Raw genomic sequence first — 14,330 nt, 5'->3', positions numbered from 1 at the left:
AATGAAAAAGCCCGACCTCAAAAAACCGGGCTTGCAACAGGTCAGATAGCGACCAGATGACCTTCCTGCAAATGCAGTACGCGGTCCATCTGCCGGGCCATGCTCATGTCATGGGTCACCACCAGGAACGCGGTGCGCATCTGGGTGCTCAGTTCCAGCATCAAGTCCTTGATGCCCTGGGCGGTGTGGGAGTCGAGGTTGCCGGTCGGCTCGTCGAGCATCACCAGGCCCGGGTTGTTCACCAGGGCGCGGGCAATCGCCACACGCTGGCGCTCACCACCGGACAGTTCGGCCGGCTTGTGCTCCAGGCGATGGCCGAGGCCCACACGCTCCAGCAAGGCAGTGGCCCGTTGGCGCGCTTCAGGAATCGCGGTCTTGCCGATCAACAGCGGCATGCATACGTTTTCCAGGGCGGTGAATTCCGGCAGCAGGTGGTGGAACTGGTACACAAAGCCCAACGAGCGGTTACGCAGTTGGCCACGGGCCTTTTCATTCAACGCCGACAGTTCTTCGCCGGCCAGCCAGACGCTGCCTTGGGACGGCGTATCGAGGCCGCCCAACAGGTTCAGCAAGGTACTTTTGCCCGAACCGGAACTGCCAACGATCGCCACGCGTTCGCCCGGATGCAGTTCAAGTTGCAGGTTCGACAGCACCACCACCGACTCCGGGCCTTCCTCGTAGGATTTGCCCAGGTTGCGGCAGCTCAGGATTGCTTTTTCACTCATGCCCGATTCACTCATAACGTAATGCCTGTGCTGGCTGGGTACGTGCCGCGCGCCAGGCTGGATACAGGGTGGCAAGGAAGCTCAGGACCAACGCAGCGCCGCCCACCATCAGCACGTCCTGGGTTTGCACCTGGGACGGCAAGTAATCGATGAAGTAGACGTCGGCGTTGAGAAACTTGTGGCCGATCACTTTTTCAAGCAGGGCAATGGCAGCGCTGACGTTCAGCGCGGCCAGAATGCCCACCGCCGTGCCGATCAAGGTGCCGACTACGCCGATGACGGTGCCCTGCACCATGAAGATCGCCATGATCTGCCCCGGCGTGGCGCCCAACGTACGCAGAATGGCGATGTCGCCCTTCTTGTCGTTCACCACCATCACCAGCGTGGAGATGATGTTGAAAGCCGCCACGGCGACGATCAGCAACAACAACAGGCCGATCATGGCTTTTTCCATGCGGATGGCCTGGTACAGGTTGCCGTGGGTGCGGGTCCAGTCGCGGGCGTAGTACTCGGTCTCCCCCAGGTGCTGGGCAATTTCCCAGGCACCGCGCGGCGCATCGAACAGGTCGTTGAATTTCAGGCGCAGGCCCTGCACCTGGTCAGGCTGCCAGCGATGCAGGCGGGCCAGGTCGGTGAGGTTGGTCAGGCCGATGTAACCGTCGATCTCGCCAGCACCGACGTGGAAGGTGCCCACCACGGTAAAGCGCTTCATGCGCGGGAACATGCCGGCCGGGGTCACGGTGACTTCCGGGGCGACGAAGGTCAGCTTGTCGCCAACCCCCACGCCCAGCTTGGCCGCGGCCTTGTCACCGATAACGATGCCAAAGCTGCCCGGCGACAGCGCGTCGAGCTTACCTTGCAGCATGAACTTGTCGATGATCGAGACGTTGCGCTCCTGAGCAGGGTCGATGCCGTTGAGCAGGATCTTCTGCACTTTGCCGTCGTTGGTCAGCAACCCCTGCATCTGGGTAAACGGCGCTACCGCCACCACCTTGGGGTTCTGCTGGACCTTGGCGGCCAGGCTTTGCCAGTCGTTGATGGGCGCATCGCCCTCGATGGTCGCGTGGGGCACCATGCCCAGCACGCGGGTGCGCATCTCATGATCGAAGCCGTTCATCACCGACAGCACCACGATCATCACGACCACGCCCAGGGCGAGACCGATCATCGAGGTCAAGGAAATGAACGACACAAAATGATTGCGACGCTTTGCACGGGTATAACGCGTGCCGATAAATACGAAGAGAGGTCTGAACATGTCGGGGCTTGTTCGGAGGAAAAGAAGACGTCCCGGTGGCGGGGTCTGGTCAGCAGCTTTACACTCAGACCATTACCGTTACCTGGGGTTCGCCATGTCGACATTAGATGAAGAAGAGCGCCGCGAATACTACCGTATCGATGACATGATCGCACTTCAAATCAAACCCCTGTCTGGCCCCGACGCGGCGAGCAAGGAAGTGTTGCTGGATGATTCGCCGCTGTTCAATCTGCTCAGCGAACTGCATCTGAGCGAATTCGAAGCCCAGCACCTGCTGCGCCAGATCAGCGAGAAAGACCGCAGCCTGGCGGCCTTCCTCAAAGTGCAGAACAAACGCCTGGATCTGCTCAGCCAGGTCATGGCTCGCGGTTTGCTGAACGAGGTGGGCGCGCCGCAACCGGTGATCCTCTCCGAAGGCGGCATCGACTTCCAGCACCCGACACCGCTGCCCGCCGACACTCACCTGGCGGTCAAGCTGGTGCTGATGCCCCAGGCGCTCGGCCTGTTGCTGCGCGCGCGGGTGACCCATTGCGACCCCAAGGGCGACGGCTTTGATGTGGGCACGGAGTTCGAGTCCATGACCGATGCCCAACGCCAACTGCTGGCGCGCTATATCCTGCAGAAACAGGCCCAGGAACGCCGCCTGGCGCGAGAACAAAGCGAAGACCTCTGAATGCGTATTCACGACGCCAGCCATCCTGGCGCAAAGGAGCAACTGTGACCCTGATTTACGGCCACCGCGGTGCCAAAGGCGAAGCACCGGAAAACACCCTGACCAGCTTTCAGGAGTGCCTCAAGCACGGTGTACGCCGCTGCGAGCTGGACTTGCACCTGTCCATGGACGGCGAGTTGATGGTCATCCACGACCCGACCCTCAAGCGCACCACCGACCGACGCGGCAAGGTCGTCGAGTACTCGGCGGCTGACCTGGTGAAGATGGACGCACGCAAAGGCGGCCCAGGCTGGGTAAGCCCCTGCCCGATTCCACGTCTGGAGGAGCTGTTCGAACAGTGCGACTTCGATCACTGGCAACTGGAAGTCAAAAGCGCCTCGCGTACCCGTGCCGCCACCACTGTGCTGGCGATTCGCGAAATGGCTGTGCGCTTTGGCTTGATGGACAAGGTCACGGTGACGTCGAGCTCGCGGGAAGTGCTCAAGGCCGCCGTGGAACTCACCCCGGACCTGTCACGCGGCCTGGTCGCTGAATACGCCTGGCTCGACCCGCTGAAGGTCGCGCAGAACTACGGCTGTGAGTATTTGGCATTGAACTGGACGCTGTGCACCCCCGAGCGGCTGGAAAAAGCCCAGCGCCAGGGCTTGCATGTGTCCGTGTGGACAGTCAACGAACCTGCGCTGATGCGCAGGCTCGCCGACTTCGGCGTAGATAGCCTGATTACAGACTTTCCCGGTTTGGCCACTGCCACCCTCGAGAATTACTGAAATCGGTCTCCCCGGCCGGCTCAGGCCACCGGCCGGAGCCGCTCAAAAAAGCCGGTTGAGGCCGTCGTAGGCCGCTACCCGATAGGCTTCGGCCATGGTCGGGTAGTTGAAGGTGGTGTTGACGAAATACTTGAGGGTATTTTGCTCACCTGGCTGGTTCATGATCGCCTGGCCGATGTGCACGATCTCCGAGGCCTGGTAGCCGAAGCAATGCACGCCGAGTACTTCCAGGGTTTCGCGGTGGAACAGGATTTTCAGCATGCCTTGCGGCTCACCGGCAATCTGCGCACGCGCCATGCTCTTGAAGAACGCCTTGCCCACTTCGTAAGGCACCTTGGCCTTGGTCAGTTCGTGCTCATTCTTGCCGATCGAGCTGATCTCGGGAATCGTGTAGATCCCGGTCGGCACGTCGTTCACGTAGCGCCAGCTGCCGTTGTCGACAATGCTGCCAGCGGCCGAGCGGCCCTGGTCATGGGCGGCACTGGCCAGGCTTGGCCAGCCGATCACGTCACCGGCGCCGTAGATGTTCGGCACGCAGGTGCGGTAGTTCTCATCCACTTCGATCTGGCCACGGCTGTTCACCTTGACCCCGATGTTTTCCATGCCCAGCTTGTCGGTGTTGCCGGTACGGCCGTTGCACCACAGCAAGGCGTCGGCCTTGATCTTCTTGCCGGACTTGAGGTGCAGGATCACCCCGTTGTCCAGGCCTTCGACCCGCTCGTACTCTTCGTTATGGCGCACGGTGATGTTGTTGTTGCTGAAGTGGTAGCTCAACGCCTGGGAGATTTCCGAGTCGAGGAAGCTGAGCAACTGGTCGCGGTTGTCCACCAGCTCGACCAGTACACCCAGGCCACTGAAGATCGAGGCGTATTCACAGCCGATCACGCCGGCGCCGTAGATGATCAGTTTGCGCGGGGTATGGCCCAGGCTCAGGATGGTGTCGCTATCGTAGATACGCGGGTGGTGGAAATCGATGTCCGCTGGGCGATACGGGCGCGAACCGGTGGCGATGATGATGTGCTTGGCCACCAGCTTCTCGACCACGCCATTGGCGCAGACCACTTCGACGGTTTGCTCATCGGCAAAACTGCCGGTGCCGAAGAACAGGTCGACGCGGTTACGGGCGTAGTAGCCGGTACGCGAGGCGACTTGCTTGGAGATGACTTTTTCAGCGCTTTTCAGTACGTCCGGGAAGGAGAACCAGCGCGGCTCACCAATGGCCCGAAACATCGGATTGGTATTGAACTGCATGATCTGCCGTACCGAGTGACGCAATGCCTTGGACGGGATGGTACCCAGGTGGGTGCAGTTACCGCCGACCTGGCGACGGCTATCGACCATCGCCACCTTGCGCCCTGCTTTGGCAGCGTTCATCGCCGCACCTTCTCCAGCTGGGCCGGAACCCAGTACCACCACGTCGTAGTTGTAGACAGCCATGCGTACTCCTCAGAACAGGCCAGGCGTACGGTTGGACGCCGGGCTAAATCATGCCGCGGCCAGCGTGCATGAAGGACAATTTGGCTCAAGTGTGTGAACCGGGGCACAGTCTATAGAAGGCCGAGCGCCGCGAACATTAACCCTTGGTCGCGTCGTAGGCCAGTGTTGCCATACTACAGGACGCAAACCAGCGCCGAATTCAGGATGAGCCATTATGCGACAACTATTTTTCTGTTTGATGCTGATGGTGTCGCTCACGGCGTACGCCAACGATGCACAGCGGCTCAAGCAGGCAAGCTTCCCCGCAAAGGTTGCGGGGCTGGCCCTGAAAAACCAGGCGGTGTTCAACTATCTCTGGGCGGATGTGTATGCCGCGGCGCTGTATGCACCCGCTGACCTGCCGGCAAAGCAGGCTTGGGACCAGCAGAAGGCTGTGCGCCTGGCGCTGTATTACTTTCGCGACATTGATCGCGATGATGTGATCAAGGCGGCCACCGTCACCTTGGAGCGCCAGCAAGCCAATGCCGGGTTGAACCCAGAGATAGCCAAGCTGCACGCGCGCTTTCGGGATATTCGCAGCGGTGATCGCTATGCCCTGGATTTTCGTCCGGGGCGCGGGTTGAATCTGGAGATTAATGGCCAGGTGGTGTTCAGCAGTCCGGACGCTGAATTAGCGAAGGCCTACCTGGGTATCTGGCTCGGGCCCAAAGGGCTGTCGGGCAGTTTGCGCAACACGCTACTCAAGTGATGGCGGCGTTGACGGTTCCATCGTCATCGCAGGCAAGCCAGCTCCCACAGGTAAATGCAGTTCAACTGTGGGAACTGGCTTGCCTGCGATAAGGCCCTCCCAGCCACCACAAAAACCACAGGCATAAAAAAGCCCCGAACCAGTCGGGGCTTTCTCATTCAGCGCACAGGCTTAGCGCGGAAACGCAGGCGGGTTGACCCCAGCCATGTCTTCCATCACGCGAACCACCTGGCAGCTGTAGCCGAACTCGTTGTCGTACCACACGTACAGCACAACACGGTTGTCCTGGGTGATGGTCGCTTCGGCGTCCACCACACCGGCGTGGCGCGAGCCAACGAAGTCGGTGGAGACCACTTCCTGAGAATTGACGAAGTCGATCTGCTTATGCAGGTCGGAGTGCAGCGCCATGTAGCGCAGGTACTCGTTCATCTCTTCACGGGTGGCGGCTTTCTCAAGGTTGAGGTTGAGAATGGCCATCGACACGTTCGGCGTCGGTACGCGGATCGCGTTACCGGTCAGCTTGCCGGCCAGTTCAGGCAGGGCCTTGGCAGCAGCGGTGGCAGCACCGGTCTCGGTGATCACCATGTTCAACGCGGCGCTACGGCCACGGCGATCGCCCTTGTGGAAGTTGTCGATCAGGTTCTGGTCGTTGGTGTACGAGTGAACGGTTTCAACGTGGCCGTTAACGATGCCGAACTTGTCATTCACCGCCTTGAGCACCGGCACGATGGCGTTGGTGGTGCAGGACGCGGCGGACACGATCTTGTCGTCAGCGGTGATTTCAGCGTGGTTGATGCCGTGCACGATGTTCTTGAGCTTGCCTTTGCCAGGCGCGGTCAGCACAACGCGGTCAACACCCGGGCAAGCCAGGTGCTGGCCCAGGCCCTCGGCATCACGCCATACGCCGGTGTTGTCCACCAGCAGGGCGTTCTGGATGCCGTACTGGGTGTAATCCACCTCAGTCGGGTTCTTCGCGTAGATCACCTGGATCAGGTTACCGTTGGCGGTGATGGTGTTGTTTTCTTCGTCAATGGTGATGGTGCCGTTGAACGAGCCGTGTACCGAGTCGCGACGCAGCAGGCTGGCGCGCTTGGTCAGGTCGTTCTCGGCGCCTTTGCGCACCACGATGGCACGCAGGCGCAGGCCGTCGCCGCCACCGGTTTTCTCGATCAGGATGCGCGCCAGCAGGCGGCCGATACGGCCAAAGCCGTACAGCACCACGTCGGTGCCTTTACGGGCGGCAGCGTTTTGCTGGCCAACCACATCGGCCATTTCTTCACGCACGAACTGCTCGGCGGTGCGGCCAGCGCCTTCTTTGCGGAATTTGTAGGCCAACTTGCCCAGGTCTACCGAAGCCGCGCCGAGCTTGAGCTCGCTCATGGCTTTGAGCAGTGGGAATGTTTCGTGGACGGAGAGTTCGCTGTCGTCGGCGGAGCGATGGCGCGCAAAGCGGTGCGCTTTGAGAATCGCGATGACAGACTGGTTGATCAGGCTGCGGCCATAGATCGAGCTCACCACATTGTTATTGCGGTACAGCTGACCGATAAGCGGAATCATCGCTTCAGCGAGTGCTTCACGGTCGATCCATTCACCAAGACACTGGTCGGGCTTCTGAGTCACGGGAACCTTCCACATGTAGGGGCAGAAAAAAGGGGCTACATTATGTCGCCCGACTGAGCGTTGAGCAATGCGCGAAGGGCAACAAAAAGCCCTTGCAAAAAAATACCACCGCGCTACAGCCCAGGAAACACGCGGGTTCCAGAAGGCCACTAGTTTGGTGAGCAGGCCGACTTGTCCGTAACCCTCCTAAACATTCGCGCATTTTGGCACTACATATTGAGTCAAAACCCGCCATTGTTTGTCTTAGCCACTACATTTCCTACAAACCGTAATAGGCACAGTCAGCAACTGACAGGCGGCACCTGGGGCCGTTACAATTACCGACTTTGTCGCAACGCTTGGAGCTCAACCTTCCGTGCCCGTTCTGCGTCTACCGCTACTCCCTGCCGCGGCAGGTAAACAGTACTGGGGCAACCTGCCCGGTGCCGCCCTGAGCCTGGCCATTGCCGAGGCTGCCAGCGCAGCCAAGCGCTTTACCCTGCTGCTCACCGCCGACAGCCAAAGTGCCGAACGGTTGGAGCAGGAGCTGAGCTTCTTCGCCCCGGATTTGCCGGTGCTGCATTTTCCCGACTGGGAAACCCTGCCTTACGATCTGTTCTCGCCGCACCAGGACATCATCTCCCAGCGCATCGCCAGCCTGTACCGCTTGCCGGAACTGGCCCACGGCGTGCTGGTGGTGCCGATCACCACCGCCCTGCACCGCCTGGCGCCGACCAAGTTCCTGCTCGGCAGCAGCCTGGTGCTGGACGTGGGCCAGAAGCTCGACGTCGAGCAGATGCGCACGCGCCTGGAAGCCAGCGGCTACCGCTGCGTCGACACGGTGTACGAGCACGGTGAGTTTGCGGTGCGCGGCGCCTTGATCGACCTGTTCCCGATGGGCAGCAAGCTGCCGTACCGCATCGACCTGTTCGATGACGAAATCGAGACGCTGCGCACCTTCGACCCGGAGAACCAGCGTTCTATCGACAAGGTCGACTCGATCAAGCTGCTGCCGGCGCGGGAGTTTCCGCTGCAAAAAGACGCGGTAACACGCTTCAAGGCGCGCTTTCGTGAGCGCTTCGATGTGGATTTCCGTCGCTGCCCGATCTTCCAGGACTTGAGCAGCGGGATTACACCTGCCGGTATCGAGTACTACCTGCCGTTGTTCTTCGACGAGACCTCCACCCTCTTCGACTACCTGCCCCAGGACACCCAGGTGTTCTCGCTGCCGGGTATCGAACAGGCGGCGGAAAACTTCTGGAACGATGTGCGCAACCGCTACGAAGAACGTCGCGTCGATCCATCCCGGCCTTTATTGCCGCCCGCTGAACTGTTCCTGCCAGTTGAAGACTGCTTCGCGCGCCTGAAAAACTGGCCGCGTGTAGTAGCCAGCCAGCAGGACGTGGACGCCGGCAGTGGCCGGGAGCGTTTCCCGGCGAGCGCGTTGCCCGATTTGGCGATCCAGGCCAAAGCCACGCAACCGCTGGAGGCGCTGTCGAACTTCCTCGGCGACTTCCCGGGCCGCGTGCTGTTTACCGCCGAATCCGCCGGGCGTCGCGAAGTGTTGCTAGAGCTGTTGGAACGCCTGAAGTTGCGGCCGAAAACCGTCGACAGCTGGCCTGACTTTGTCGCCAGCAAAGAGCGCCTGGCGATCACCATCGCGCCGCTGGACGAAGGGCTGCGGTTGGATGACCCGGCGCTGGCCTTGATCGCCGAAAGCCCGCTGTTCGGCCAGCGCGTGATGCAACGCCGTCGCCGGGAAAAACGCGCCGATGCCAACAACGACGCGGTGATCAAGAACCTCACCGAGCTGCGCGAAGGCGCGCCGGTGGTGCATATCGACCATGGCGTGGGCCGCTACCTGGGCCTGCAGACCCTGGAGATCGACAACCAGGCCGCCGAATTCCTCACCCTGGAATACGCCGAGGGCGCCAAGCTCTACGTGCCGGTGGCCAACCTGCACCTGATCGCCCGCTACACCGGCAGCGACGACGCCTTGGCGCCGTTGCATCGATTGGGCTCCGAGACCTGGCAGAAAGCCAAGCGCAAGGCCGCCGAACAGGTGCGCGACGTGGCCGCCGAACTGCTCGACATCTATGCCCGCCGTGCTGCCCGCGAAGGTTATGCCTTCGCTGACCCCAAAGCCGATTACGCCACCTTCAGCGCTGGCTTCGCGTTCGAAGAAACCCCGGACCAGCAAACCACCATCGAAGCGGTGCGCGCCGACATGCTCGCGCCCAAGCCGATGGACCGCCTGGTGTGCGGCGACGTGGGCTTCGGCAAGACCGAAGTGGCCATGCGTGCAGCCTTTATTGCGGTACACGGCGGTCGCCAGGTGGCGATCCTGGTGCCGACCACCCTGCTCGCCCAGCAGCACTACAACAGTTTCCGCGACCGCTTTGCCGACTGGCCCGTGACCGTGGAGGTGATGAGCCGCTTCAAGTCCGCCAAGGAAGTGAACGCCGCCGTTGCCGACCTGGCCGAGGGCAAGATCGACATCGTCATCGGTACGCACAAGCTGCTGTCGGACGATGTGAAGATCAAGAACCTGGGCCTGGTGATCATCGACGAAGAACACCGCTTTGGCGTGCGCCAGAAAGAACAGCTCAAGGCCCTGCGCAGTGAAGTCGATATCCTCACCCTCACCGCCACGCCAATTCCGCGCACGCTGAACATGGCGGTGTCGGGTATGCGCGACCTGTCGATCATCGCCACGCCTCCGGCGCGTCGTTTGTCGGTGCGCACCTTTGTGATGGAGCAGAACAAGAGCACGGTCAAGGAAGCCCTGCTGCGCGAACTGCTGCGCGGCGGCCAGGTGTATTACCTGCACAACGATGTGAAAACCATCGAGAAGTGCGCCGCCGACCTCGCCGAACTGGTACCTGAGGCCCGTATCGCCATCGGCCACGGGCAGATGCGCGAGCGCGAACTCGAACAGGTGATGAGCGACTTCTACCACAAGCGCTTCAACGTGCTGATCGCCTCGACCATCATCGAGACCGGCATCGACGTGCCGAGCGCCAACACCATCATCATCGAGCGTGCCGACAAGTTCGGCCTGGCGCAGCTGCACCAATTGCGCGGTCGCGTCGGGCGCAGTCACCACCAGGCCTATGCCTACCTGCTCACACCGCCGCGCCAGCAGATCACTTCCGATGCGGAAAAACGCCTGGAAGCGATCGCCAATACCCAAGACCTCGGGGCCGGCTTTGTATTGGCCACCAATGACCTGGAAATCCGGGGTGCCGGTGAATTGCTCGGCGACGGCCAGAGCGGGCAGATCCAGGCGGTGGGTTTCACGCTGTATATGGAGATGCTCGAACGCGCGGTAAAAGCCATCCGCAAAGGCGAACAACCGAACCTCGACCAACCCTTGGGCGGCGGCCCGGAGATCAACCTGCGCTTGCCGGCGTTGATTCCCGAAGACTACCTGCCGGATGTGCATGCACGGTTGATCCTGTACAAGCGCATTGCCTCGGCGGCCGACGAAGAAGGCCTCAAGGACTTGCAGGTAGAGATGATCGACCGTTTCGGCCTGCTGCCTGAACCGACCAAAAACCTGGTGCGCCTGACCCTGCTCAAGTTGCAGGCCGAGCAGTTGGGCATCAAGAAAGTCGACGCCGGGCCGCAAGGCGGGCGTATCGAATTCGAAGCGCAGACGCCGGTTGACCCGTTGGTGCTGATCAAGCTGATCCAGGGCCAGCCCAACCGCTACAAGTTCGAAGGGGCTACGCTGTTCAAGTTCATGGTGCCGATGGAACGCGCCGAAGAACGCTTCAACACTTTGGAGGCGCTGTTTGAACGCCTCATTCCGAAATCCGTTTAAGGACGCCCCCATGCGCGTGTTCCGCATTTTGAGCCTGTTGTTGGTGGTACTCGCACCTTCAGCCTTTGCCGACAGCCTGTATCAGGTGGAAATGATCCTGGTGCGCCAGAATGCAGAACCAGTGATCAACAGCCGCGCCGCCCCGGAAAACTGGGATGCGGGCGCGCCGCGCCTGGGTGAGCGGATGAGCCCGCCGCGCCTGGGCAATATCGTCGACAAGCTGCGCGCCGACACCAACTACACGGTGCTCGCCCACAAGGCCTGGGAACAGAACCTGGGCGAGCAAGCGGTGAAGGTGGCGATCACCGACGGCCAGGAGCAATTCGGTCAGTTCCCTATCGAAGGGGTGTTGAGCCTGCAACTGGGGCGCTTTACCGATATCGACGCGGATTTCTGGATCAACCAGTTCGACGGCAACGGCAGCGTGATCGCCAGCGAACACTTGAGTCAGAAAGACGTGCGCACCAAGAACAACCAGCTCAACTACCTGGACGGCGGCCACCTGGCGCTGCTGATCAAGATCACCTCGCTGACCGCCAAGCCACCCAGCGCACCACCGCCCGACCTTCAGGACTGATTGCGCGCCATGCCCCTGACGTCGTCGTTGACCAAACCCCTGGCCCCTTCGTGGGCCAATCGCTTCAAAGAGCAAAGCCTCGAGCGCGGGCGGCGCTATGCCCTGGAGAACCGCGTGCGCATCGTCGAGTGCGGCGACAGCACCATCACCGCCAGTTGCGAAGGCTCGGGCGGTAATGTTTACCGCCAGACCATCTCACTGCGCGAATCGGCCAAGGGCCTGCTGATCTTGGTGGACAGCCGCTGCACGTGCCCGGTGCACACCAACTGCAAACACATCGCGGCGGTGCTGCTCAAGGTCCAGGAAACCCTGGCCTACCCGGCAGCGGCTCAGGATGCGCAGCTGCTGGAGAAGCTCCAGGCGGTGCTCGATAACCGCGTGGTCCTGCCGCAAGTGGTGATGGACGACGTGCAACCGGTGCCACGCCTGTGGCTGGCCAGCGTGGAGTTCAGCGCGTTCGAACCGCGCAACGGCAAGATGCAGCGCTATATCCAGCACCGTGCGGCGTTGTCGTTCAACTACCTGGGCAACTATGTCAGCGGGCAAAAAAATGCTGACATCATTGTGCGCCAAGAGACGCAGAGCCTGCGGATCAAGCGCCATCCCGAGCAAGAACAGGCCTATCGCGAACACCTGCGCCTGCTTGGCTTCAAGATCGCCACGCGCCAGAGCAAGGCCCTGCCGGAAAGCGCCGGCGAGCTCTTCGAAATGGTCAATGACAGTGCCTGGCTGAACTTCACCCTCAATGTGTCGCCCACTTTGCGTGCCGAGGGCTGGGAGCTGCAGATCGATGAAGACTTCGGCTTTGATCTCAGCCCCGTCGATGACTGGTATGCCACGGTCGATGAAGGGCCGGAACGCGATTGGTTCGACCTGGAGCTGGGCATCATCGTCAACGGCGAACGTTTGAGCCTGCTGCCGATCCTGCTGAACCTGATGCGCTCCCACACCGAGATCCTCAACCCGGAGAAACTGGCGCGGCGCCGCGATGAAGAGCTGATCCTGGTGAACATCCCCGGCCTGCCCAACGGCCACGGCCCGCTGCAAGTGGCGCTGCCCTACGGCCGCTTGAAGCCGGTGCTGGCGACCCTCGGCGAGTTTTACCTGCAGGAAGCCGGCACCACCGCGCTGCGCCTGGCCAAGGCCGACGCCATACGCCTCAACCCGCTGGAAGACCTGCCACTGCAATGGGAAGGCGGCGAGAAGATCCGCAACTTCGCCCAGCGCCTGCGCGATATCAAGGATTTCACCTGCGTGGCGCCCGAAGGCCTGAATGCGACCTTGCGCCCCTACCAGCTGGAAGGTCTGAGCTGGATGCAGTCGCTGCGCCAACTGGAGGTGGGTGGGATACTTGCGGATGACATGGGCCTGGGCAAAACCTTGCAGACCCTGGCGCACATCCTCACCGAAAAAAACGCAGGGCGCCTTGATCGGCCGTGCATGGTCGTGATGCCTACCAGCCTGATTCCGAACTGGCTCGATGAAGCCGCGCACTTCACCCCGCAGTTGAGAGTGCAGGCACTTTATGGCGCGGGGCGTAAGAAACATTTCGCCAACCTGAATGACTACGACCTGCTGCTGACCACCTACGCCCTGCTGCCCAAGGACATTGAACAGCTCGCCGCCCTGCCCTTGCACGTCTTGATCCTGGATGAAGCGCAGTACATCAAGAACCCGTCCAGCAAGGCGGCCCAGGCCGCACGCGAGCTGAATGCACGCCAGCGCCTGTGCCTGAGCGGCACTCCATTGGAAAACCACCTGGGTGAGCTGTGGTCGCTGTTCCACTTCCTGTTGCCGGGTTGGCTGGGCGACGTGAAGAGCTTCAACCGTGATTACCGCGTGCCCATTGAAAAGCGTGCCAGCGATGTGCGATTGCAGCACCTCAACGGTCGGATCAAACCCTTCCTGCTCCGCCGCACCAAGGAACAAGTGGCAACCGAACTGCCACCCAAAACCGAAATCATCCACTGGGTCGACCTCAACGAGGCCCAGCGCGACGTGTACGAAACCATGCGCCTGGCCATGGATAAAAAGGTCCGCGACGAGATCACCCGCAAGGGCGTGGCCCGCAGCCAGATCATCATCCTCGAAGCCCTGCTCAAACTGCGCCAGGTGTGCTGCGACTTGCGCCTTGTCAACGACGCCACCCTGCCCGCCCGTGGCAGCAGCTCGGGCAAGCTCGACAGCCTGATGGACATGCTCGACGAGCTGTTTGCCGAAGGCCGCCGGATCCTGCTGTTCTCACAGTTCACCTCGATGCTGAGCCTGATCGAGGCCGAACTGAAAAAGCGCGGCATTGCCTACGCCCTGCTGACCGGCCAGACCCGGGATCGACGTACACCGGTGAAGGATTTCCAGAGCGGTAAGTTGCAGATCTTTTTAATCAGTCTGAAGGCTGGCGGCGTGGGCTTGAACCTGACCGAAGCCGACACGGTTATCCACTACGACCCCTGGTGGAACCCAGCCACGGAAAACCAGGCCACCGACCGTGCATACCGCATCGGGCAGGAAAAGCCGGTGTTCGTGTACAAGATGATTGCCCGGGGCACGGTAGAGGAGAAAATCCAGCACTTGCAGAAGGAGAAGTCCGATCTGGCTGCGGGCGTGCTGGATGGGCGAACCACGGGGGATTGGCAGTTGGGCAATGAGGAGATTGAAGCGTTGTTTGCGCCGTTGCCCAATAAGCAAGAAAAGCGCTGACTGTTCGGCCGCCTTCGCGA

Annotated in this window: 10 protein-coding genes; 6 read left to right on the top strand and 4 right to left on the bottom strand. The window is 61.2% G+C overall.

The features are described 5' to 3' along the window. Positions 1-41: 41 nt before the first annotated feature. Both lolD and BT199_RS10000 read right to left on the bottom strand, forming a co-directional pair. Positions 42-725 (bottom strand): lipoprotein-releasing ABC transporter ATP-binding protein LolD, encoded by a 684-nt coding sequence (gene lolD / locus BT199_RS10005; RefSeq protein WP_019818240.1) that lies wholly within the window; start codon positions 723-725, stop codon positions 42-44. Between the two features lie 7 nt (positions 726-732). After that, positions 733-1,983 (bottom strand): lipoprotein-releasing ABC transporter permease subunit, encoded by a 1,251-nt coding sequence (locus BT199_RS10000; RefSeq protein ID WP_072434385.1) that lies wholly within the window; start codon positions 1,981-1,983, stop codon positions 733-735. A 94-nt stretch (positions 1,984-2,077) separates the two neighbouring features. On the opposite strand from BT199_RS10000, the gene BT199_RS09995 reads away from it, so the two are divergent. After that, positions 2,078-2,656, top strand: a complete 579-nt coding sequence (locus BT199_RS09995; protein ID WP_072434384.1) for a PilZ domain-containing protein — start codon at positions 2,078-2,080, stop codon at positions 2,654-2,656. Between the two features lie 44 nt (positions 2,657-2,700). Continuing rightward, the gene (locus BT199_RS09990) at positions 2,701-3,423 is read left to right on the top strand and encodes a glycerophosphodiester phosphodiesterase (RefSeq protein ID WP_014717518.1); all 723 of its coding nucleotides are present in this window, start codon (positions 2,701-2,703) and stop codon (positions 3,421-3,423) included. Between the two features lie 42 nt (positions 3,424-3,465). Here the strand turns inward: BT199_RS09990 and sthA are convergent, their stop codons facing one another. Next, positions 3,466-4,860 (bottom strand): Si-specific NAD(P)(+) transhydrogenase, encoded by a 1,395-nt coding sequence (sthA, locus tag BT199_RS09985; protein WP_003189670.1) that lies wholly within the window; start codon positions 4,858-4,860, stop codon positions 3,466-3,468. A gap of 214 nt (positions 4,861-5,074) precedes the next feature. On the opposite strand from sthA, the gene BT199_RS09980 reads away from it, so the two are divergent. Beyond that, complete coding sequence (locus tag BT199_RS09980) at positions 5,075-5,608, top strand: chalcone isomerase family protein (RefSeq protein ID WP_072434383.1); 534 nt, start codon at positions 5,075-5,077, stop codon at positions 5,606-5,608. Positions 5,609-5,779: 171 nt separating this feature from the next. On the opposite strand, the gene BT199_RS09975 is transcribed toward BT199_RS09980, so the two are convergent. After that, positions 5,780-7,243: a glyceraldehyde-3-phosphate dehydrogenase gene (locus BT199_RS09975; protein WP_032873405.1), complete on the bottom strand. Its 1,464-nt coding sequence runs from the start codon at positions 7,241-7,243 to the stop codon at positions 5,780-5,782. A 340-nt stretch (positions 7,244-7,583) separates the two neighbouring features. On the opposite strand from BT199_RS09975, the gene mfd reads away from it, so the two are divergent. From mfd to BT199_RS09960, 3 genes are read left to right on the top strand one after another with little or no spacing between them, the layout of a single operon-like run. After that, positions 7,584-11,033: a transcription-repair coupling factor gene (mfd, locus tag BT199_RS09970; RefSeq protein WP_072434382.1), complete on the top strand. Its 3,450-nt coding sequence runs from the start codon at positions 7,584-7,586 to the stop codon at positions 11,031-11,033. Positions 11,034-11,043: 10 nt separating this feature from the next. Beyond that, positions 11,044-11,610, top strand: a complete 567-nt coding sequence (locus tag BT199_RS09965; protein WP_072434381.1) for a CsiV family protein — start codon at positions 11,044-11,046, stop codon at positions 11,608-11,610. 9 nt (positions 11,611-11,619) lie between these two features. Next, on the top strand, positions 11,620-14,310 hold the full coding sequence (locus tag BT199_RS09960) for a DEAD/DEAH box helicase (protein WP_060767238.1): 2,691 nt from the start codon (positions 11,620-11,622) through the stop codon (positions 14,308-14,310). Positions 14,311-14,330: the final 20 nt, after the last annotated feature.

The sequence above is a fragment of the Pseudomonas sp. NFR02 genome, from assembly GCF_900119375.1.
Lineage (GTDB): Bacteria > Pseudomonadota > Gammaproteobacteria > Pseudomonadales > Pseudomonadaceae > Aquipseudomonas > Aquipseudomonas paracarnis.
This window is presented reverse-complemented; position numbering and strand designations above follow the sequence as displayed.